15 protein-coding genes and 2 pseudogenes are annotated in these 22,066 nt (G+C 57.0%); 9 read left to right on the top strand and 8 right to left on the bottom strand.

Annotated elements, in window-relative coordinates; translation table 11 throughout:
* Positions 1-1,846: pseudogene (locus tag CES87_RS24200) on the top strand (mechanosensitive ion channel family protein); the annotation flags it as partial.
* Between the two features lie 82 nt (positions 1,847-1,928).
* On the opposite strand, the gene CES87_RS24195 reads toward CES87_RS24200, so the two are convergent.
* The gene (locus CES87_RS24195; RefSeq protein WP_128608081.1) at positions 1,929-2,642 is read right to left on the bottom strand and encodes a UTRA domain-containing protein; all 714 of its coding nucleotides are present in this window, start codon (positions 2,640-2,642) and stop codon (positions 1,929-1,931) included.
* 362 nt (positions 2,643-3,004) lie between these two features.
* Here CES87_RS24195 and CES87_RS24190 point away from each other — a divergent pair, with 362 nt between their 5' ends.
* The 6 genes from CES87_RS24190 to CES87_RS24165 all read left to right on the top strand — a co-directional run bounded on the left by CES87_RS24190 (position 3,005) and on the right by CES87_RS24165 (position 8,315).
* Positions 3,005-4,069: an ABC transporter substrate-binding protein gene (locus CES87_RS24190; protein ID WP_128608080.1), complete on the top strand. Its 1,065-nt coding sequence runs from the start codon at positions 3,005-3,007 to the stop codon at positions 4,067-4,069.
* A 136-nt stretch (positions 4,070-4,205) separates the two neighbouring features.
* The gene (locus CES87_RS24185; RefSeq protein WP_128608079.1) at positions 4,206-5,012 is read left to right on the top strand and encodes an alkaline phosphatase family protein; all 807 of its coding nucleotides are present in this window, start codon (positions 4,206-4,208) and stop codon (positions 5,010-5,012) included.
* A gap of 5 nt (positions 5,013-5,017) precedes the next feature.
* Positions 5,018-5,854 (top strand): ABC transporter permease subunit, encoded by an 837-nt coding sequence (locus CES87_RS24180; RefSeq protein ID WP_178081477.1) that lies wholly within the window; start codon positions 5,018-5,020, stop codon positions 5,852-5,854.
* Positions 5,841-6,641, top strand: coding sequence for an ABC transporter permease (locus CES87_RS24175; RefSeq protein WP_128608077.1), 801 nt, complete (start codon positions 5,841-5,843; stop codon positions 6,639-6,641). Before CES87_RS24180 ends, CES87_RS24175 begins: the two co-directional genes overlap by 14 nt.
* Entirely contained in the window at positions 6,638-7,627 is a 990-nt protein-coding gene (locus tag CES87_RS24170; protein WP_128608076.1) for an ABC transporter ATP-binding protein, read from the top strand. The genes CES87_RS24175 and CES87_RS24170 overlap by 4 nt, the downstream gene beginning before the upstream one ends.
* 34 nt (positions 7,628-7,661) lie before the next feature.
* Entirely contained in the window at positions 7,662-8,315 is a 654-nt protein-coding gene (locus CES87_RS24165) for an HAD family phosphatase (RefSeq protein ID WP_128608075.1), read from the top strand.
* 116 nt (positions 8,316-8,431) lie between these two features.
* Here the strand turns inward: CES87_RS24165 and CES87_RS24160 are convergent, their stop codons facing one another.
* On the bottom strand, positions 8,432-9,394 hold the full coding sequence (locus CES87_RS24160) for a zinc-binding dehydrogenase (RefSeq protein WP_128608074.1): 963 nt from the start codon (positions 9,392-9,394) through the stop codon (positions 8,432-8,434).
* A 138-nt stretch (positions 9,395-9,532) separates the two neighbouring features.
* Here CES87_RS24160 and CES87_RS24155 point away from each other — a divergent pair, with 138 nt between their 5' ends.
* A complete protein-coding gene (locus CES87_RS24155) occupies positions 9,533-11,611 on the top strand; it encodes a carboxy terminal-processing peptidase (protein ID WP_178081473.1) in 2,079 nt (692 codons plus the stop codon).
* Between the two features lie 144 nt (positions 11,612-11,755).
* Positions 11,756-13,531 carry a bifunctional diguanylate cyclase/phosphodiesterase gene (locus CES87_RS24150; protein WP_128608072.1) on the top strand — a complete coding sequence of 592 codons (1,776 nt, stop codon included), beginning with the start codon at positions 11,756-11,758 and terminating at the stop codon, positions 13,529-13,531.
* A 163-nt stretch (positions 13,532-13,694) separates the two neighbouring features.
* Here the strand turns inward: CES87_RS24150 and CES87_RS24145 are convergent, their stop codons facing one another.
* From CES87_RS24145 to CES87_RS24120, 6 genes and pseudogenes are all read right to left on the bottom strand, one after another.
* Positions 13,695-14,021 (bottom strand): hypothetical protein, encoded by a 327-nt coding sequence (locus tag CES87_RS24145; RefSeq protein WP_128608071.1) that lies wholly within the window; start codon positions 14,019-14,021, stop codon positions 13,695-13,697.
* Positions 14,022-14,390: 369 nt separating this feature from the next.
* Positions 14,391-15,020: a hypothetical protein gene (locus CES87_RS24140; protein ID WP_256591065.1), complete on the bottom strand. Its 630-nt coding sequence runs from the start codon at positions 15,018-15,020 to the stop codon at positions 14,391-14,393.
* Between the two features lie 296 nt (positions 15,021-15,316).
* On the bottom strand, positions 15,317-15,733 hold the full coding sequence (locus CES87_RS24135) for a hypothetical protein (RefSeq protein WP_128608070.1): 417 nt from the start codon (positions 15,731-15,733) through the stop codon (positions 15,317-15,319).
* Entirely contained in the window at positions 15,733-16,113 is a 381-nt protein-coding gene (locus tag CES87_RS33570; protein WP_256591064.1) for a hypothetical protein, read from the bottom strand. The genes CES87_RS24135 and CES87_RS33570 overlap by 1 nt, the downstream gene beginning before the upstream one ends.
* Positions 16,114-16,766: 653 nt before the next feature.
* Positions 16,767-17,174 (bottom strand): hypothetical protein, encoded by a 408-nt coding sequence (locus CES87_RS24125; RefSeq protein ID WP_371858258.1) that lies wholly within the window; start codon positions 17,172-17,174, stop codon positions 16,767-16,769.
* Between the two features lie 12 nt (positions 17,175-17,186).
* A pseudogene (locus CES87_RS24120) lies at positions 17,187-21,940 on the bottom strand (RHS repeat-associated core domain-containing protein).
* Positions 21,941-22,066: the final 126 nt, after the last annotated feature.

The raw sequence follows: 22,066 nt of genomic DNA, 5'->3' as shown, positions 1-22,066 counted from the left end.
TTTCCGGTGCCGATAGCCCGATCACTCGCTGGTCCGACGAATTCGACCTGGCCAAGGACGAACTGACCGCACTGGTGCTGCCAGCCAACGAATGGCTACCGATCATCTTTGCTTTCGCCATGATTTTGATGGTCTGGAGCCTGCTGGCGGCGGCGCTGATCTGGGTCAGCCATCGGGTACGCATGCGTTCGGCCTGACCGAAGAATTGCCGCAACACCCCAGAGCTCTTGACATGCTGCGCTTCGCCCTGCGCAAGCTCGGGCCGTGGCTGATCGCCCTGGTCATCACCGTGTATATGAGCTACGCCCTGCCTTTGTCACTGGGTAAAAGTCTGGCAATGGTGCTGGCTTATGCACTAGTGGTTGGCACCTGTTTTTCCGCGGTCTGCGTGATCGCATTTTCCTTGCTCGATGGTCCGCATCGCCACCGCGCCCTGTACATACTGCGACATCAGGCCTTTCGCCCGCTGTGGCTGATCGGCAGCTTTGCCGCTTTCGGTGAAGCCCTGAACGACCCGCGACTGATTGAAAGCCTGGGCGTGCATTTGGCACACACCGCCGCAACAGTGGCCAACGTATTGGCGGCGCTGTTCACGGGGTTGTTCATCCTGCGCTTCCGCCGCCCGATTGCCCACTTGATCCGCAACCAGCCACTGTCCCGACGCCTGACCCGCCGCGCCCTCAGCGACACAATCGAAATTCTTGGCACCTTTTGGTTCGTGCCGGCGCTGGTTTTAGTGTGCATTTCGGTGTTCGCCACCTTTGTTTCGGCTGGCGATACCAGTACCGCATTGCGTCAGTCACTGATCTGCACCGTGCTGCTGGTGTTGTGCATGGTCATCAACGGCCTGGTGCGCCGCCATGCCCTCAAACCACAACGCGGTGCCAAGCGCCACGCGTTATATTCCGAACGCCTGAAAAGCTTCTTTTACACCCTCGTCCATCTGCTGGTATGGCTAGCGTTCATCGAACTCGGGCTTCGGGTCTGGGGCCTGTCGCTGATCCGCTTCACCGAAGGCGAAGGGCATGAAGTCAGTGTCAAACTGTTCAGCCTCGGCGGCACATTGATTTTTGCCTGGCTGATCTGGATCCTCAGCGACACCGCCGTGCACCACGCCCTTACCCGCTCGCGCAAAGGCCTGGCCAACGCCCGCGCACAAACGATGATGCCGCTGATTCGCAACGTGCTGTTCGTGACCATCTTCATCATCGCGATGATCGTTGCCCTGGCGAACATGGGCATGAACGTCACGCCACTGCTGGCCGGCGCCGGCGTGATCGGCCTGGCCATCGGTTTCGGCGCGCAATCGCTGGTGGCCGACTTGATTACCGGTCTGTTCATCATCATCGAAGATTCCCTGGCCATCGACGACTACGTGGACGTTGGCGGGCACCTGGGCACTGTCGAAGGCCTGACTATTCGCACCGTGCGCCTGCGCGACATCGACGGCATCGTCCACACCATTCCCTTCAGCGAAATCAAAAGCATCAATAACTACTCTCGGGAATTCGGCTACGCGATCTTCCGGGTCGCGGTACCTGCCAGCATGGACATCGACAGCGCAATCAAACTGATGCGCGAAGTCGGCCAAAAAATGCGCACCGACCCACTGCAACGGCGCAACATCTGGTCGCCGTTGGAAATTCAGGGTGTGGAAAGTTTCGAATCCGGCAACGCGATCCTGCGCGCCCGATTCAAGACCGCGCCGATCAAACAGTGGGAAGTCTCCCGCGCGTTCAACCTGTCGCTGAAACGGCATATGGATGAAGCGGGGATGGACTTGGCGACGCCGCGGATGAGTGTGCAAGTCATTACGGCCAGCGGTGGCCCCGACCGGCCTTTGTAGGAGCGAGGCTTGCCCGCGAATACGGATTAACATTCAACACCAATGTTTGTTGATATGCCGTCTTCGCGGGCAAGCCTCGCTCCTACAGGACATCCACCCCGACATGAATCGCATCATGCCGCCAAAACTCCAGATCACAGTCAATCAACCGCTCATGCTGATCATAATTGACCCGCGCAATGCGCAACCCCGGACTCCCCACCGACACCCGTAAAGCCGCCGCCGCATCCGCCGACAATGCCGTCGGCACAATCTCGAAACGCACCCGCCCGTAGTGCAGATCGTAGTGCCGCGCATACAACTCGGTAATCGACTGATTCAAATCAAAATCCAGAATCCCCGGAAAATACTGCGGATTGAGGCAGTGCTCCACATACAGCACCAGTCGCCCATCAATGCGCCGTGAACGGCAAATCTGAATCACGCTCGACAGCGCCGGCAACTGCAACCATGCACAGACCGCCGCCGAAGCGGGCTGTAAGCGCGCAGAGATCACCTCGGTGCATGGCACTCGCCCCTGAGCACTGACCATCGCGTGAAAGTGACTGCGCTGCATCAGGTTGTACGCCAGTCGCGGCGGCGAAACGAACCAGCCACGCCGTTCTTCGCGATAAATCTGCCCTTGGGCCTCCAACTGCAACAACGCCTCGCGCACAGTGATCCGCGTGGTGCCGAACAACTCACTGAGTTTGCGCTCGGCCGGCAGTTTGCTCCCCGGTGCCAGCAACCCGTGGTCGAGCTGCTCCTGAAGCACTTGGCCGATCGCTGTCACCGCTTTTGTTGCCTCATCACGCATCAACGTTACCTTTCTGGACTAGACCAGCACTGGTTCGGGGCAGAACCGCACGATAAATCGGCTCTTCAAACATCCTGCAAGCGTAGGCAGTGCAGATGACTGAGAGATGACAACCTACCGAACGGTCACTCGCGCAGTCCCTTTCAAAGCCTGCAATACATCGGCCAAATCCCTAGCGTAGCGGGCTTTTGCCGATGGTCTACGCTTACCAGACACCCGCCAATGCCGGGCAAATAAAAGCCGTGGCGGCCGACGAACGACATCAAAGTGTCATCGAGCGTCCTTAAATTGGCTCAGGTATTGCTGACCTAGACCAACACAACCGCAATCGCAGCGTTGAAAACGCCCATAGGAGCTTCGGAATGAAACAGCTTTTCCTGGCATCACTGTTAGGCTCGACCATTGCCATGTGCACCGCGGCCATGGCGGCTGATGATTTGAAAACCCTGGAAGCCGCTGCGAAAGCGGAAGGCGCGGTCAACAGTGTCGGCATGCCCGATGACTGGGCCAACTGGAAAGGCACCTGGGAAGACCTGGCGAAGACGTACGGCCTGAAACACATCGACACCGACATGAGTTCGGCACAGGAAATCGCCAAGTTCGCCGCTGAGAAAGACAACGCCAGCGCTGACATTGGCGACGTGGGTGCCGCTTTTGGCCCGATCGCGGTCAAGCAAGGTGTGACGCAACCTTATAAACCGTCGACCTGGGATCAGGTTCCGGCCTGGGCAAAAGATAAGGACGGCAACTGGGCGCTGGCCTACACCGGCACTATCGCCTTTATCGTCAACAAAAAGCTGTTGCACGGCTCCGACATACCGACCAAATGGGCTGACCTCAAAACCGGCAAATACAAGGTATCCATCGGTGACGTGAGCACCGCCGCCCAGGCTGCCAACGGCGTTCTGGCTGCTGCATACGCCAACGGTGGCGACGAGAAAAACATTGAGCCGGCACTGAAATTGTTTGCCGACATCGCCAAGCAGGGTCGCCTGTCGATGTCCAACCCAGTCATTGGCGCCATGGAAAAAGGCGAGATCGAAGTCGGCGTGGTCTGGGACTTCAACGGCCTGAGCTACAAGGCCAAGATGGCCAACCCGGATGATTACGTGGTGCTGATCCCGTCCGATGGCTCGGTGATTTCCGGTTACACCACCATCATCAACAAATACGCGAAGAACCCGAACGCCGCCAAGCTGACCCGCGAGTACATCTTCAGCGACGCCGGCCAGATCAACCTGGCCAAAGGCAACGCCCGTCCAATCCGCGCCGACCACCTGACCCTGCCGGCCGATGTCCAGGCCAAGCTGCTGCCGAACGAGCAGTACAAAAAGGTCACGCCGATCAAGGACGCGGATGCGTGGGAAAAAACCTCCAAGGCCCTGCCTCAGAAGTGGAACGAAGAAGTCATCGTCGAAATGAAGTAATGCTTCATCTGTAGGAGCCAGCTTGCTGGCGATCGCATCACTGCGGTCTCTTTGAGTACCGAGTTGATGCAATCGCCAGCAAGCCGGCTCCTACAGATTTCTATCGATCCATCTGTTTCCCGGAGTTTTTGCCCCTATGAAGCACAACGTCATCCTTGTCGTGCTCGACGGCCTCAATTACGAAGTCGCGCGGCACGCCATGGGGCACCTGCAGGCTTACGTCGGCGCAGGACGCGCAGCGCTCTACAAACTGCAGTGCGAGTTGCCGGCCCTGTCCCGACCTCTTTACGAATGCATCCTGACCGGCGTCACACCAATCGACAGCGGCATCGTTCACAACAACGTCTCGCGCCTGTCCAATCAGCGCAGCATCTACCACTACGCCACCGACGCCGGCCTGAAAACCGCGGCGGCGGCTTATCACTGGGTAAGTGAGTTGTACAACCGTTCGCCATTCGTGGCAGCCCGGGATCGTCACACCGACAACCCCGATCTGCCGATCCAGCACGGGCATTTCTACTGGAGCGATCACTACCCCGACTCGCACCTGTTCGCCGATGCCGAAAGCCTGCGCCTGCGCCATGCACCGAATTTCCTGCTGGTGCACCCCATGAACATCGACGACGCCGGGCACAAACACGGCCTCGACACCCCGCAATACCGTAACAGCGCCCGTTCGGCCGACATCATCATCGCCGACTACCTGCAAGGCTGGCTCGACGCCGGTTACCAGGTGTTGTTGACCGCCGACCACGGCATGAATAACGACCGCTCCCATAACGGCCTGTTGCCCGAGGAACGCGAAGTGCCGCTGTTCGTGCTCGGCGATGCCTTCAGCTTCAACGCCGATGCCACGCCCAAACAGATCGAGATTTGCGGCACCGTCTGCGAACTGCTCGGCGTGCCTCACGACAAACCTGTGTGCCGGGAGCTGCTCAAGTGAACTCCATGACTCGCGGCAAATGGCTGGCAGCCTTGTGCCTGTTGCCCTTTACCCTGTTCTTCATCGTGTTCGAAATCGCCCCGCTGGCGTGGGTGATGATCAACAGCCTGGAATCGGAAGAATTCGGTTGGGGGCTGGCCAACTTCACCAAAATCTTCAGCTCGAAGTTTTATCTGCAGGCGATCCAGTACAGCCTCGAGATCAGTTTCTGGTCCAGCGTGTTCGGCATCGTCATCGCGGTGCTCGGTGCCTATTCCCTGCGCCGGGTCGACTCGAAACTGCGCAACTTCGTCAACGCCTTCGCCAACATGACCAGCAACTTCTCCGGCGTGCCCCTGGCTTTCGCATTCATCATCCTGCTGGGATTCAACGGCAGTTTCACCATCATGCTCAAGCAGGCCGGGATCATTGAGGACTTCAACCTGTATTCGAAAACCGGGCTGATCCTTCTCTACACCTACTTCCAGATCCCCCTTGGCGTGCTGTTGCTCTACCCGGCCTTCGATGCTCTGCGCGAAGACTGGCGCGAGTCTGCCGCACTGCTTGGCGCGAATGGCTGGCAGTTCTGGAGGCACATCGGTCTGCCAGTGCTGACCCCGGCATTGCTCGGCACGTTCGTGATCCTGCTGGCCAATGCCCTCGGCGCCTACGCTACGGTGTATGCCCTGACCACGGGCAACTTCAACGTGCTGACGATCCGTATCGCGGCGATGGTCTCAGGCGACATTTCACTGGACCCGAACCTGGCCAGTGCCCTGGCGGTTGTGCTGGTGGCGTTGATGACCCTGGTGACCGTCGTGCATCAGCTGCTGTTGAAGAGGAGCTACCATGTCTCGCACTGAACTGGGGCCCGTCGGTATCTACCACCGCGTAGTGGTCTACCTGCTGTTTGCCATTCTGTTATTGCCGTTGATCGGCACCTTTATCTACTCGATTTCCAGCAGTTGGTCGGCAACCATTCTGCCCAGCGGTTTCAGCATTAAATGGTACGCGCAGCTGTGGAGTGACCCGCGTTTTCTAAGTGCTTTCGGCCAATCGCTTCTGGTCTGCGTCGGTGCGCTGATTTTGTCAGTAGTGCTGATTCTGCCGCTGCTGTTCGTGGTGCATTACCACTTCCCGAAACTCGATGCGCTGATGAACATCTTGATCCTACTGCCTTTCGCCGTACCGCCCGTGGTGTCGTCGGTGGGGCTGCTGCAGCTCTACGGTTCCGGCCCGTTCGCGATGGTCGGCACACCGTGGATTCTGATCGGTTGCTACTTCACCGTGGCGCTGCCGTTCATGTACCGGGCGATCACCAACAACCTGCAAGCAATCAATTTGCGTGACCTGATGGACGCCGCCCAACTGCTCGGTGCGAGCACCTTTCAAGCGGCGATCCTGGTGGTGCTGCCGAACCTGCGCAAGGGCTTGATGGTGGCGTTGCTACTGTCGTTCTCGTTTCTGTTCGGTGAGTTCGTCTTCGCCAACATCCTCGTCGGCACCCGTTACGAAACCCTGCAGGTCTACCTCAACAATATGCGCAACAGCAGCGGCCACTTCACCAGTGCCCTGGTGATTTCCTATTTCTTCTTCGTGCTGGTTCTGACCTGGGCGGCCAATATCTTGAACAAGGACAAAAGCGAATGAGCTATGTCAGCGTCCAACATCTTAAGAAAGATTACGCAGGCACCACGGTATTCAGCGACATCAACTGCGAAATCAGCAAAGGTGAGTTCGTCACCCTGCTCGGTCCGTCCGGTTGCGGTAAATCCACACTGCTGCGTTGCATCGCCGGGCTGACCTCGGTGGATGGCGGCAAGATTTTGCTCGATGGTGTCGATATCGTGCCATTGAGTCCGCAGAAGCGCGGGATCGGCATGGTGTTCCAGAGTTATGCGCTGTTTCCCAACATGACCGTCGAGCAAAACGTCGCCTTCGGTTTGCGCATGCAGAAGGTCAACGCCGACGACCGCCAGAAGCGCGTCGCCGAAGTGCTAAAACTGGTGGAGCTGCACGACTTTGCCGCCCGCTATCCGCATCAACTGTCCGGTGGCCAATGCCAGCGCGTCGCCCTCGCCCGCTCGCTGGTAACCCGGCCACGGCTGTTGTTGCTGGATGAGCCGCTGTCGGCCCTCGATGCGCGGATTCGCAAGCACCTGCGCGAACAGATCCGTCAGATCCAGCGCGAACTAGGCCTGACCACAATCTTTGTCACACACGATCAGGAAGAAGCCCTGACCATGTCTGACCGGATTTTCCTGATGAATCAGGGAAAAATCGTACAAAGCGGCGACGCCGAAACCCTGTACACCGCACCCGTGGATGTGTTCGCCGCCGGGTTCATTGGCAACTACAACCTGCTGGATGCCGCAGCAGCCTCGAAGCTTCTGCAACGACCGATCACCCATCGCATCGCCATTCGCCCGGAAGCTATCGAACTGAGCCTGAACGGCGAGCTGGACGCGCAGGTTCGCAGCCACAGCCTGCTAGGCAACGTGATTCGTTACCGGATCGAAGCCCGTGGCGTGGAATTGGTGGTGGACGTACTCAACCGCTCCGGCGCCGATCTGCATCCCGATGGTCAGCGCCTGGCGCTTTCCATCGATCCGACGGCCCTGTGTGAGGTAGCCTGATGACTTTGCTGACGTTGAAGAGAGAACCGCACTGATGGCCCTGGCAATTTTTGATCTGGACGAAACGCTGATCCACGGCGATTGCGCCACCCTCTGGAGCGAGCAAATGGGTCGCCTGGGCTGGGTCGATCCCGAGTCTTTCATGCGCAAGAACAACGATTTGATGGACGCCTACAGCCACGGCAAGCTGCGCATGGAGGAGTTCATGACCTTCAGCCTGGAGCCGATGATCGGGCGCACGCCAGAAGAGGTCGAGCATCTGGTCGCGCCGTGGGTGGAAGACGTCATCGAACCGATCATCTTCAGCGACGCCACCAAAGCTATCGCCGCCCACCGCAAGGCTGGCGACCGCATCCTGGTGATCTCCGCTTCGGGCACACATCTGGTCGGCCCGATCGCCGAGCGGCTGGGCATCGACGAGATTCTCGGGATCGAGCTGGAAGTGGATCGCGGGGTTTATACCGGCAACACCATTGGCACCCTGACCTACCGCGAAGGCAAGATCACCCGGCTGCTGGAGTGGCTGGATGCCGAAGAGGAAAACCTGGAGGGCGCGAGTTTCTATTCCGACTCACGCAATGATCTGCCGTTGTTGCTGAAGGTGGATTACCCGCACGTGGTCAACCCGGACCCGGTGTTGCGCGAGCAGGCCGAAAAAGCCGGCTGGCCGATCCATATCTGGAAGTAACCCAAATCCCTTTGTAGGAGCGAGGCTTGCCCGCGAAAGCGGACTCACATTCAACATCTGTGTTGACTGATACATCGCGTTCGCGGGCAAGCCTCGCTCCTACAGGTTCGGTATTGTCAGATCAGGCTTTCGTCGATCAAGAGCACTAACTTCCCCGCCACCTTGTTGCTCGCCAACTGCTCAAACGCCGCTTCGGCGTCCTTTATCGCAAAGGCCTTGGCCAGTTGCGGGCTCAGGCGTTTTTCGGCGAACAGCGGCCAGACATGCTGGCTCAGATCGCTGAACAGATCCGCCTTGAACTGATCGCTACGGCTGCGCAGGGTCGAACCCAGCAGCTGCACACGCTTGGCCAGCACCTGCGCCAGATCCAGCTTCGCCTCGCGGCCACCCATCAGGCCGATCAGCACCCAACGACCGTCACCAGCCAGCAGTTTCAGGTTCAGCGCCGCGTAATTGCCACCAACCGGATCGAGGATGACATCGAACGGCCCAAGGTCCCTCAGGCTCTCCAGATCGCCAGTGCGCACCACACCACCCTGAGCACCGAGCGCTTCGCAATACGCCAGACGCTCAGCGGAGCCGACACTCACCCAACACGGGCTGCCAAACGCCTTGCACAGCTGAATGGCCGCTGAACCGATTCCACTTGCTCCGGCGTGCAGCAAAACTTTTTCACCCGGCTTGAGTGCCGCGAGTTGAAATAAATTCAACCAGACGGTCGCATACACTTCCGGCAACGCAGCGGCTTCGGCCAACGACATTTCGTCGGGAACCGGCAACACATGCCGTCCGTCGACAACCACCTCTTCGGCCATGCCGCCCCCGGCCAGCAAGGCACAAACTCGATCGCCCACTTGCCACGACGAGCCGGGACCGACCTCGCTGATCACCCCCGAGCACTCTAGACCCAGCACCTGACTGGCCCCCGGCGGTGGCGGATAAAGACCGGCCTTCTGCAATAAATCGGCGCGATTGAGACCCGCAGCCGCCACTCGAATGCGAACTTGTCCTGCATCACACGCAGGACGAGGCTCTTCAACCCACACCACTTGACCGTCAACGCCTTGCAATGCTTTCACAGTGCCTCCATAGTGAGTCTGGACTGAGCCCGAAGCTGTAGCGCCGGGCTTTTTGCATTATGCGACCGGCCCTTGTGGAACCGGCGACTTCAAAGACGGCCTAATATGCGTTATCAATTGTCCCCGCGTCGAATCAACATGAAGCGTTTGTTCCCCAGCACCGCCCTCGCCCTATTCATCGGGATCGGCCTTTTGCCGCTTTCGAGCAATTCATTCGCAGCCAATAGCTGGGACAAGCTCCAACCGGATCGTGACGAAGTTATCGCCAGTCTGAACGTCGTGGAGTTGCTCAAGCGCCACCACTACAGCAAGCCGCCTCTCGATGACGCGCGCTCGGTGATCATCTACGACAGCTACCTCAAATTGCTCGACCCGTCGCGCAGCTATTTCATGGCCAGCGACATTGCCGAATTCGACAAGTGGAAGACCCAGTTCGACGACTTCCTCAAAAGCGGCGACCTCAACGCCGGGTTCACCATCTACAAGCGCTACCTGGACCGCGTCAAAGCGCGTCTGGACTTTGCCCTTATCGAGTTGAACAAAGGCGTCGACAAGATCGACTTCACCACCAAGGAAACCTTGCTGGTCGACCGCAAGGACGCCTCTTGGCTCAAAAGCACCTCAGAACTCGACGACCTGTGGCGCAAGCGCGTCAAGGACGAAGTCCTGCGAATGAAGATCGCGGGCAAGGATTCCAAGCAAATCCAGGAAACCCTGACCAAGCGCTACAAGAACCAATTGGCGCGTCTGGACCAGACCCGCGCGGAAGACATCTTCCAGGCGTACATCAACACCTTCGCCATGTCCTACGACCCGCACACCAACTATCTGTCGCCGGATAACGCGGAAAACTTCGACATCAACATGAGCCTGTCCCTGGAGGGCATCGGCGCCGTGTTGCAGAGCGATAACGATCAAGTGAAAATCGTGCGCCTGGTGCCGGCAGGCCCGGCGGACAAGACCAAGCTGGTCGCTCCAGCCGACAAGATCATTGGCGTTGCCCAAGGCAACAAAGAGATGGTCGACGTGGTGGGCTGGCGTCTGGACGAAGTGGTCAAGCTGATCCGTGGCCCGAAAGGCACCGTGGTGCGCCTGGAAGTGATCCCGGCCAGCAATGCACCGAACGACCAGACCAGCAAGATCGTGCCGATCACTCGCGAAGCGGTGAAGCTTGAAGACCAGGCAGTGAAAAAGTCGGTCCTCAACCTCAAGCAGGATGGCAAGGACTACAAGCTCGGCATCATCGAGATCCCGGCCTTCTATCTGGACTTCAAGGCATTCCGTGCCGGCGATCCGGATTACAAGAGCACCACCCGCGACGTCAAGAAGCTGCTGACCGAGTTGCAAAAAGACAAGGTCGACGGCGTAGTCATCGACCTGCGTAACAACGGCGGCGGTTCCTTGCAGGAAGCCACCGAGTTGACCAGCCTGTTCATCGACAAAGGGCCGACCGTACTCGTGCGTAATGCCGATGGCCGCGTCGATGTACTTGAAGATGAAAACCCGGGCGCGTTCTACAAAGGCCCGATGGCATTGTTGGTCAACCGCTTATCCGCCTCGGCTTCGGAGATTTTTGCCGGCGCCATGCAGGACTACCACCGCGCACTGATCATCGGCGGCCAGACCTTCGGCAAAGGCACCGTGCAGACCATTCAGCCGCTGAACCATGGCGAACTGAAACTGACCCTGGCCAAGTTCTACCGGGTTTCCGGCCAGAGCACCCAGCATCAGGGCGTACTGCCGGACATCGATTACCCGTCGATCATCGATACCAAGGAAATCGGCGAGAGCGCCCTGCCTGAAGCCATGCCGTGGGACACCATCAAAGCGGCGATCAAGCCTGCAGTCGACCCGTTCAAACCGTACATCACCCAGCTCAAATCCGAGCATGACGTGCGTAGCGCCAAGGACGCAGAGTTCGTGTTCATTCGCGACAAGCTGGCCCTGGCACAGAAACTGATGGCAGAAAAAACCGTCAGCCTCAATGAAGCCGAGCGTCGTGCACAACACGCCGACATCGAAGCCAAGCAACTGGCCATGGAAAACATCCGTCGCAAGGCCAAGGGCGAAGAACCGCTCAAAGAGCTGAAGAAAGAAGATGAAGACGCCATCGCGGCCGAGCCGGACACCAAGCCAGAAGACGATGCCTACTTGAGCGAAACCGGGCGCATTCTGCTGGACTACCTCAAGCTCAACACGGCGGTGGCCAAGCACTAAGTGCTTATCAGCAAATGATGGCAATTTAATGCTGACGCTCCCTGGAGCGTCATCAAACAGTCATCATCCTGTCGTGAAATAAAGGACTGGGCGTGCTCTTTTACCAAGAGCACGCCCAGTCCTTTTTTTTCGCCAGAGATCGCCATGACCACAACCGAACAGCTGAGTGCATTGAGTTCAATCCTGACTCAAAGCGGTTTGCACAGCCTGTTCCAACCGATCATCAGCCTCTCTGAGCGACGGATTTTCGGTTACGAAGCCCTCAGTCGTGGCCCGTCCAACAGTCCGCTGCACTCCCCCATCGCGTTGTTTGCCGTCGCCCGCCAGGCCAGCCGCTTGAACGAACTGGAAATCGCCTGCCGGCAGAGCGCTTGCCGACGCTTCAATGAACAGCAACTGCCCGGCAAGCTATTCCTCAACGTTTCACCGGAATCCCTGCTTGAAGCCGCGCACCAGCCGGGGCGAACCTTGCAACTGTTGCAGGACTTTGGCATTGCGCCGAGTCAGGTGGTGATCGAACTTACCGAACAGACCCCAATCGACGACTTCCAGTTGTTGCAAACCGCCCTGCATCACTATCGGGCGATGGGTTTTTCCATTGCCCTGGATGACCTGGGGGCTGGTTATTCGAGCCTGCGCCTGTGGTCCGAATTGCGCCCGGACTACGTGAAGATTGACCGGCATTTCATCGATGGTATCCATCAGGATGCGCTCAAGCGCGAATTCGTCGGCTCGATCCTGCAGATTGCCAAGGCATCGCGGGCGCAGGTCATTGCCGAAGGCATCGAATTGCCGGAAGAACTGGCGGTGCTGACCGAAATGGGCGTTGATCTGGTTCAGGGCTATCTGCTGTGCCGCCCTCAAGAACATCCACCCCGGGACGCCCGGACCCTGATGCCTCGTCGTGATAGCGGTGCCGTGGCGTTGAACGACGAAGCCAGCGATCTCAGTGCCCTGCTCAACGACCAACCCGCCGTGGGTCGCAACACACCGACCGCCAACGTCCTCGAAGCCTTCCGTCGCCAGGCCAACCTGAACTCGCTGGCGGTGCTGGACGAGCAAGACCAGCCTTGCGGCATCGTCCATCGGCATTCGCTCTCGGACGCCCTGCTCAAACCGTTTGCCACTGACCTTTTCGCCCGCAAACCCATCAGCCGCCTGATGAGCGATGACTTCCTGGCCGTCGAGATGAGCCAATCGCTGCAACAGGTCAGCCGCCTGATCACCAGCCGCGCCCGGCAACGCATTGAAGAAGATTTCATCATCACCCTCAACGGCAGCTACCTGGGCCTGGGTCGGGTGATCGATGTGCTCAAACTGATTACCGAACTGAAAATCCAGCAGGCTCGATATGCCAACCCGCTGACCCTGCTGCCGGGCAACGTGCCGATCCAGCAATGCCTCACGCGGCTACTGCAACAGAAACGGGAATCGGTGATCTGCTACGTCGACATCGACAGCTTCAAACCCTTCAACGACATCTACGGTTACGGTCGCGGGGACGAAGTCCTACTGTGCCTGGCGCAATGCCTGAACGACCGCGTGGACCCTTCCCGCGACTTCGTCGGCCACATCGGTGGCGACGACTTTCTGCTGGTGCTTGGCCCGGAAGACTGGGGCAAACGTTTGAACCAGCTACTGGACGACTTCCAGAGCCAGTGCCGACGCTTCTACCGCAGCGAACACCTCGAGGCCGGCTGCTTCATCGCCCCCAACCGCCAGGGCGTACGCCAGGAGTTTGCGTTGCTGTCCCTGTCCGTCGGCGTGGTGCATTTGCATCCCGAAGCCTGTGGGGAAATCGATGCCAGCCAGTTGGCAGAGATGGCGTCCCAGGCCAAACACCACGCGAAGAATGTGCCGGGATACAGCGTGCACGTGATTGATAGTCTGGCGGTGCCTGAGCCTGAAGCTGCTGGCTGAAAGGACAGCGCTGACTGGTCTGACGCCATCGCGGGCAAGCCTCGCTCCTACAGGGGCAGTGTCGTACGCAATTGTTGTGAACGACACAAACCCCGTGTAGGAGCGAGGCTTGCCCGCGAAGAGGCCCTCTCGCCCGACTCAAATATCCGGGATTAATCCGCCACTAAGCCCCTGAGGACCGCCCCCGCAACCGCCGCCCAACCACATCCAGCACATCACACCCATCGCGCAACGGAATGGCACACAGCAAGGCGAAGTCACTGAGAATGAAAGACTCACACTCGATCGAACCACGCATGGACAGGTTTTCCATCACTTGCGTTACAGCACGAATTCGATAGCTGGCAGCGTCGGTCAGAACATCGAGCGGCGCATGGGTGTCGACAAACAGGGTGGGCATGTCGGTGCAGTTGCTGGTGAGCGCCATGAAGCGGTTTTCGGGGTGGGGGATTGGTTTTTTGTAGGGTGGATCGGGATGGATATTTTTCATTGTTCAAACCTCTGGTAGCGAAATGGACGCCCCCACCAACCTTCCTACAGGTTTGGGTGGCAGCTATACGCGGGGTAGGAATACCGAGACCAGAGCACTCGGCCACACCGAAGCGTGCCCGCGCACAGCCGCCGCAAATGATCTTACGGATGCACAATGCCAGCCGCAAATCAGGTACCGACGCCGAAGCGTTCTTCTAGTCTTCAAGGGTTCCTACGCCCTGCCTCCGTTTTTGCGGGGGCAGCCAAAGACTATCCATGGAATTCAGTTCGCACCAGTTCATGGAAACCGCTAGAACTTGAAGGAAATCTCCTAGGACGTTGCCCGGAAATTTCGTAGTCAATTCCGCAAAAATTAAACAACACCTAATCAGTCCGTAGTGCTCGCGATCAATGCACTTAAAGTCCGTCGCTTGGGATTCCAGATCGTTAAACACCACACACCCCACCACTCCAAACCTGGATAAAAATAATCACTCCATGGCTCTACACTCGAAGTATCATTTTTCACATGCAACTCCGTATTAAATCCTTCCACCCAATTCAGTACCGAAACCTCATCCAGCTCATTTAACCCAAGAACATCACACCACTCATTAAAAACGTCCTTAGCTTCTACTCCCTTTTTAAATCGCGCACGATACGGGGGTTTTACAAAGGAAGCATATAATGCTAAACGTTCAAAGACATCAATGCTATCAGTCAGTGTCAGGCTACGTATTTCATCTAGATTTAATGGAGTCGCGATAGCACTTTCTAGCTCCCAACTAATGAATGGCTCTGGATAATCCTCGTATTTTTTATCCTTTATCAGATTTCTGTGCCACTGCATTGCGCTATTCATTAACTCTTCATGCAGTACAACCAGGCCCTGTCGATGGTAGGACTCGTCCACTTCATCTTGCGGATCGGGCGAAAGAACCACAAATTTAAAAACGCATCCAGCCTCATCCATCTGCCTAATCAATTTTTCGCTTCTTTCTTTCTCAACAATTTTCAACAAGTCGAAACCTCGTCTACTTTCATAAAAACATGCTGTAACACGTGCCAGCCTCACAACTTTGAATGGTCTTCGCGACTTGCTTTTTTAAGGTCGCCTATCCATACCACAGTCGCCAAGCGAAACATATCTTCAAGACTAGAAAGGAGACGAATTTATTCGTAACCCTCGTCAACACCAACGACACCAACGACACCAACGACACCTTTGAAGCCAACAGCAAAAACAAATCCGCCCCATTGTTAAGCATATCATTGCCAAGTATTAAGCTTACCTCTCACTGAAGCACGAGGCCCTTACCAAGTTAAAACATCTTCCTGACTCGCTTTATATAGGTCATCGACCCACGCCTCGGACAACTTAACGTACACAGCTTCAAAAAACGCCCTTGGATTTTTCATTTCATTCCACCCAGGAGGAAGCAAAGAATGAGACATCGGATTATGTTCCAACACTTCAGAAAAAACACTCAAATCACCATCAAGAGCCTCTCCCAACACAAAAAGCAAAACAAACTTGTGCCTATAGCTCAATCCAGCGAAGCGTTTGACAACAAACTGAGATATTAAAAATCCCCTGCCTGAAGGACAGTCAGGATCGTACGCCGACAATTGAACACCAAGACTCTCCTCGCGATCATATATATCGAACCCACCGAGAAAATGCTCTAATCTTGGATTATATGGGACATCAAGAAAAGGATGCATCAGCATTAAATTTTCTCTATCGGATAAAGCGCTATAGGCTGCAAAGTCTCAAAGTCGAATTTCATCTCAAAGGCATTCATATTAGGAATATAACGGGGGTTCGCGGGATCTAAAGGATTAGGTTCATACCCACGACCCACATTTTCAGCCTCCATTCGCACTACCAAATTTCCTTTACTATCTTCTCCGGTAAAACGCGACATTTTTCTGGCTTCCCTTGTCAACGCTTCATTATATGCGTTCAACTGTGCTCTATAGCTTACAAATTGAGAGCTTCTAACGGCTCTGCACTTCTTACTTTCACAATGAAATTCGCGACTATTGGTTTGCTGCTGAACAGCAGACCCCGAACTTTCCGCCACATGCTTATCCGTAGTTCCCACCATGATCCTCCTTTTTACAGTTAAATAGAACGGCATTTCTCAGAACTCGCCACCCAACAAAAACGCTACACTTTTTTTCAAGCGCTTCATCTCCACGACTGGGTTTGTCTCATTAAGCAAATTTCGAAGACTTTGACACCCTATATATCCTCAAACTTATACAAACAGCTATCCAATGACATTTTCTCTCCAGGACAATTAGCAACGACGATCCAACAACAGAATTAATCGAAAAGGGGATAGACCTATATGTCATTCTTCTTGACACCGAACCCCTTCGATACTTGGAGCAAAAAATAAATTCGTCCCCTTTGCTGCTTTTCTTCCCGAGTCGCGATAGCACTTTCTAGTTCCCAGCTAATGAATGGCTCTGGATAATCCTCGTATTTTTATCCTTTATCAGAATTCTGTGCCACTGCATTGCGCTATTCATTAACTCTTCATGCCGTACAACCAGGCCCTGTCGATGGCAGGACTCGTCCACTTTATCTTGCGGATCGGGCGAAAGAACCACAAATTTAAAAACGCATTCAGCCTCATCCATCTGCTTAATCAATTTTTCGCTTCTATCTTACTCAACAATCTTCAACAAATCGAAACCTCATCTACTTTCAATCAAATCATTCATAAAAAACCAGCTGTAGCACGTGCCAGCCTCACCACTTTGATTGGTCTTCATGGCTCGCTTTTTTAAGGTCGTCTATCCATACAACAGTCGCCAAGCGAAAGATATCTTCAAAAAATGCTCTGGTGTTTTCCATTTCATCCCAACCATCAGGAAATGATGAATACGACTCAGGGTCATACTTCAATAATGATTTAAAATCATAATCATCATCCTGAAGGGCCTGCTCCAAACATTTGTAAAGTAAAAACCTCTGTCGATAAGATCTTTTTCTAGGTAGGCAATACTTGAGAATTAGAACTTCCCGATCCTCCACGTTATTTGGATCAAATTTCTCTAGCTCCTCGCCTAGAGTTTCTTCACGATCATAAATATCAAAACACCCCAAAAAATAAGATGGAGTAGGGATGTACGGCTCTCCAGATTCAGGATCAATCATAATTTTTCCATTCTATTTAATCGGATACAACGTAAAGGGCACACCAGTTTCAGAGTCAAATTTCATCTCAAAGCCATTCAAACCAATATGCTTTGGATTTTGCTTCGACTTAGGATTTGGAAAATAGCCCTCACCAGCATCGGGAAGTCTCATTCTAACAATGTCGTTTTCCTCAGCGTCCTTTCCTGTAAAACGTGGCAACCCATGCTCCGTTCTCGTCGTTGCAAGCATGTAGGCCTTGTGCATTAGCACATAATTATAGAATCTCGAACTTGGATTACCTCTCTTGCTTTTGGGCGTTTTGCCGGTGACTGGGTCCGTGCCGTCAATAGCTCTTTGTTTGAAAGGTCCATCAGGAACCTCCGGACCGTGTTTCCCAACCATATGCATACCCTGACTGTCATTCAGTCTATGAATCTCTTTCTTTGCAAATTGCTCGGGATTTACATTGGGTAGTGTTGGTTCCCCAGCATCAACCTTAGCCCCATCCACACCATCCGGCACCAAGCACCCCGGCTTATTCGCCCCCGGACAGTTCCCACTCAACCCCAACGGATCCACCCACCCCGTCGGATTCGGCACATACCGATAGGCATTCAACCCACCCGCCAGCTTGACCGGATCCGGCGTCAGATAGCGCCCGCTATCCGGCTGGTAGTAACGATTGCGGTTGTAGTGCAAGCCGCTTTCGGCGTCGAAGTACTGGCCCTGGAAGCGCAGCGGTTGTTCCAGCTGTTCGCCGCCACCGTGGTTTAGCTGGCTGAGCTTGCCGTAGGCGCTGTACCTGGCTGACCAGACGATCTCACCGCTGTAGTCGGTGAGTTCCTGTGGGGTGCCGAGGTGGTCGAGTTGGTAGTAGAACGGGCAGGCTTTTTTTGGGCCTTTGCCGTCGAGCAGCGCCAGTGGGCGGAAGCTGCCGGGCTCAAAGAGGTAGCTGCGGTAGTGGCTTGGGCTGCTTTCGGCGACGAGGTTATCGCCTTGCCAGAAGAAGCTGGTGGTGTGGCCGTCGACGGTCTTGTCGATGCGGCGGCCGAAAGCGTCGTAGCGGTAGGACGCTTGGCGGCCGTCCGGCAGGCTGATGCCGGTCAGGCGGTGCTGGCTGTCGTAGCGGTACTCGGTGATTTGGATCTGGCCGTGGCCACGGCGTTCGCGGATCAGGTTGCCGTAGGCGTCGTAGTCGTAGTGGCGGTCGCCGTGACGCAGCAGGCGGTTGCCCTTGAGGTGCCAGGGGCCGGGGCGGTCGTGGATCAGCAGGTTGCCGGCCGGGTCGTGGCTGAAGTTTTCCGCGTCTTGGGCGCGGGCGTGGCGCACGTGGGTCAGGCGGTCGAGCGGGTCGTACTGATAGCGGCGTTGGCCGTGGCGGCTGTCGGCTATCTGCAGGAGGTTGCCGTTGGCACCGTAGGCATACTCGCGGCGGTACAGCGGGCGTTGTTGTTGGCTGACGGCGTGGGCTTGCAGCCGACCCTGATCGTCGTAGGCGTAATCGCTGAGCAGCTGACCCTGCTGCCGCTGGCGTTCACGGCCGCATTCGAACTGATGGCTGGTGAGGCGCGAGCCGTTGAGGTCGATGGCGGTTAGCGCCCCGCCCTGAGCGCGGTGGTATTTAACACGACTGTTGTCCGGCAGGCGCAGGTGTTGCAGCTGGCCACAGGCGTCATAGCCGTAGCGCAGCGTGCCCCAGCCCTGATGCTCGCTGATCAATCGGTCGTGGGCGTCGTATTCGAACTCCAGTGGATGGTCCTGGCCATCGTCGACGCTGACCAGTCGCCCCAGACTGTCGTAGCGGTAGTCGACCTTGACCCCATCCGGCAGGGTCTTGACCAGCAAGCGTCCGGCGCTGTCGCGTTGATAGGCCGTGACCCGTTGCGAGCCGTCATCGCCGAACTCGGTTTTCTCCAGCAACTGCCCGTTGAGGTCGTAGGCATACGCCGTGCGCCGGCCGTCGAAGCCGGTTTCCTGTCGGATCAAACCGCCTGGCGTGTAGTCCAGCCGATAGGTGTCGCCGCTTTCGTTCTCGATCTCGGTCAGCAGCAGCTGCGCATGCTCGTAGCGGTACTTGAGCTGCGTGCCGTCGGGGTTGATCCGCCGGCTGACCAGGTGCAGGTCGTCGGCGTATTCATAACGGGTGATGCGATCCAGCTCATCGCGCTCGGCGGTGATGCGGCCGTAGGCGTTGTAGCTGAAGGTGCGGCTGGCGCCGGTAGGCAGCGTCGTCTGCAACAGACGGCCGATGGCGTCCCACTGGTAGCGACTGACGGCGCCGAATTCGTCCTGAGATGTAGTCCGTCGCCCGAGCGCATCGTAGGCATATTGCCGACGCCCGCCGTCGGGCAGGGTTTCCTCGAGCAGTTGGCCGAGGCGGCTCCACACGAACAGATGGCGGCTGTGGTCCGGATAACGGATCAACAGCAAGCGGCCCTGCGCATCGTACTCGTGGTAGGTGCTCTGGCCGTCGGGGTCGATCAGCCAGGTCAGGTCGCCCTGGGCATTGCGCTTATAGGTCCACTTGGCTTGGCCGCGATACCGCGCATGCAGGAATCCGTTGCGATACTCGTAGGACGTCGGCTCGTCTTGCGCTGGAATCAGCGCGATCAGCCGTCCGGCTTCGTCGTAGCGGTATTCGGTGACGGCGCCGAGCGCGTCCTGCTCGGCGATCAAACGGCCCTGCGTGTCGTAGGCCTTGTGCTGTTCACCCCCGTCGGCAGCGATCCGGCCTACCAGCCGCGCGCTCTCGTCGTGGACGTAGGTTTCCTGGCTGCCGTCGGCGTGTTTGAGCCGCACACCGCCGTTCTCGTCCCAGACATACCGCGTGTCCATCTGCGCAAACGACGCCCAGTGGCGGATACAGCGCGCCGCCTTGCCGGAGCGCTGCCACTCCCAGTAGAAGCTCGCGCCACCGGCCAGTTGCCGCTGCAAGATGACGTGCTGCTCGTCGTAGTCGTAGCGCTCGCTTTCCCGGGCGGCATTGCTCGCTTCGATCAGCCGGCCGCGGGCGTCGTAGCGGTAGCTCACCAGCGTCTGTTCCGTGCGCCAGCCCTGCTCCAGGCTGTCGGCGGCATGAAAGCTTTGGTAGTCGACGGCGATCAGGTGCTGACGCTCGTAACGTAATCGCAAACAACGCCCAGCACCGTTATCGAGGCGCTGGATACGCTCAGACAAATCGCGTTGCACGGTCAGACGATTGCCGTAAGCGTCGCTGATCGCCGTCAGACGCCCGTCGCGAAAGTGGTAGAAGCGCGCCGACTCGCCAGCCAACGCGACAATCAACTCTTCCGGCTGATCCCCCAGATAAATCGCCGCCCGTGACAGGCTGTTGTGGATCGCCGGGCGCGCCAGACTCGGCAGCGGAAACGGCGTGCGGCGGTTTTCGTGGTCGATCCACAGCACCGTGTCGCCGTCGATCTGCAGGCGCTGGGCCAGCGAATGGCTCCAGCCGAAGCCGAGGCCGCAGTCGATTTCCACGGCGCTGCTGCGATAAAAGCGGGTGAACTCGAACGGCAAAATCCCGTCGAGCGTGCCGTCGGTGAGGGTCAGCAGTTCTTCGCCGGTAACCATCGACAGCGGGCAGCCGTGGGTGGCGGTGTGGGCGGCGGTATCGGCGCTGTCGCCGTTGGGATTTTCGCCTGTTTCGGAGCGTCGTGGTGTGGTTCGTTTTTCTTCAGCGTGGTGTTGTTGCGAGCATTCCAGCGAAGTTGCATGCGGCCTTTTTTCAGCCCTTCTGCGACGCCTCGCACGGCCACTTTTTTGTAGCGATCGACATAGCTGCTAAAGGTGTTGATGATCGAGAACAATGCGTTGACCAGCCGCGTTACCGCGTTGATCAGCTGTGCGCCGCGACTCGCCAAACGCATCGTCAGATAAGCAATCCCCGCCCCAGCCGCAGCAAAGGTCAGGACGATGGCGATCAAAATGTCGATCAGCAATTCCACCACCAGCGTCGACACTGCCTTGGCGGTTTCACCGGCGATCGAGCTGGGCGGCAGCATTTCCATCCAGAGGCTGGCAGTGCGCAACAGCAGACAAAGCGCCGCCTCATCACTGGCCAGTAGCTGGATTTTTGCCATCGACTCTGGCGTTTTTTCCGCCAACTTCTTCAGTTGATCGGCACCGCTGCCCAGCCGGTCAACAAACTTGCCGGGATTCTGAAGAATTTCAGACAGCAGGTTGATGCCGTCCCACACGCCCTCGATGGCCGCCCAACTGCCGGCCAACATTCCGTTGCCAACGGCCAGTAATGTCGACTGCGACCACTGTGGTTTAAACCCGTCCCACTCGCTACGCAGCCACTTTTCCAGTGTCTGAGTCAGCTCATCGTAAGACTCGAAAAGCTCATCAACCTGCTTCGGCGTGACCTCGCTCTGCACCCGCACGCGGTAGAACTTGCCTGCCTCGCCGCTGAACTGCCCTTTGCCGTGTTCATCCAGCGTGACCGGCGTCGAATGGCCGCCCTCAACCGCAATCACATCGACCTGAATGTTCCCCAGCGGAACGTCATACACCGACTCGAACTTGCTCTCGATCTGCAGAATCCCGCCCTTCGGACACTGCGCAACAGTCGAGATAAAGTCATCGTCACCGCTGCTGACAACGGTGCTGGTATTACCCAGCTTGATCACCCGCTCCATGCCCATCAGCGAGGGCATATCAGTGACGTGACTGACCCTGTCGGCAGCCTGGTTGAACCAGCGCGAGAGCTGTTGGCGGTAAAGCGTCAGCGTGTTCGGGAAATGGTCGAGTTCCTGCCCGATCCGGGCGATATGATCCATTCGCCCACCGACAGGTAAGGGGTTGCGAAAAACCGGGTCGGACATGAGCAATCTCTCGCACAGGAAATAGGGCGCGAGGGACTTTGCGGGGGATCAGTGAGGAAAGAAGTCAGGCAAGGATGATGT

Origin of the sequence: Pseudomonas sp. ERMR1:02, from assembly GCF_002277815.1 — a bacterium.
Taxonomy (GTDB): Bacteria; Pseudomonadota; Gammaproteobacteria; order Pseudomonadales; family Pseudomonadaceae; genus Aquipseudomonas.
This window is presented reverse-complemented; position numbering and strand designations above follow the sequence as displayed.

Bases quoted from the DNA above. Each gene is read 5' to 3' on its own strand.
- CES87_RS24150 (WP_128608072.1), top strand. From the start codon at position 11,756: ATGACCACAACCGAACAGCTGAGTGCATTGAGTTCAATCCTGACTCAA.
- CES87_RS24180 (WP_178081477.1), top strand. From the start codon at position 5,018: ATGACTCGCGGCAAATGGCTGGCAGCCTTGTGCCTGTTGCCCTTTACC.
- CES87_RS24125 (WP_371858258.1), bottom strand. From the start codon at position 17,174: ATGATTGATCCTGAATCTGGAGAGCCGTACATCCCTACTCCATCTTAT.
- CES87_RS24190 (WP_128608080.1), top strand. From the start codon at position 3,005: ATGAAACAGCTTTTCCTGGCATCACTGTTAGGCTCGACCATTGCCATG.
- CES87_RS24145 (WP_128608071.1), bottom strand. From the start codon at position 14,021: ATGAAAAATATCCATCCCGATCCACCCTACAAAAAACCAATCCCCCAC.
- CES87_RS24185 (WP_128608079.1), top strand. From the start codon at position 4,206: ATGAAGCACAACGTCATCCTTGTCGTGCTCGACGGCCTCAATTACGAA.
- CES87_RS24195 (WP_128608081.1), bottom strand. From the start codon at position 2,642: ATGCGTGATGAGGCAACAAAAGCGGTGACAGCGATCGGCCAAGTGCTT.
- CES87_RS24135 (WP_128608070.1), bottom strand. From the start codon at position 15,733: ATGCTGATGCATCCTTTTCTTGATGTCCCATATAATCCAAGATTAGAG.
- CES87_RS24155 (WP_178081473.1), top strand. From the start codon at position 9,533: ATGAAGCGTTTGTTCCCCAGCACCGCCCTCGCCCTATTCATCGGGATC.
- CES87_RS24170 (WP_128608076.1), top strand. From the start codon at position 6,638: ATGAGCTATGTCAGCGTCCAACATCTTAAGAAAGATTACGCAGGCACC.
- CES87_RS24165 (WP_128608075.1), top strand. From the start codon at position 7,662: ATGGCCCTGGCAATTTTTGATCTGGACGAAACGCTGATCCACGGCGAT.
- CES87_RS33570 (WP_256591064.1), bottom strand. From the start codon at position 16,113: ATGGTGGGAACTACGGATAAGCATGTGGCGGAAAGTTCGGGGTCTGCT.
- CES87_RS24175 (WP_128608077.1), top strand. From the start codon at position 5,841: ATGTCTCGCACTGAACTGGGGCCCGTCGGTATCTACCACCGCGTAGTG.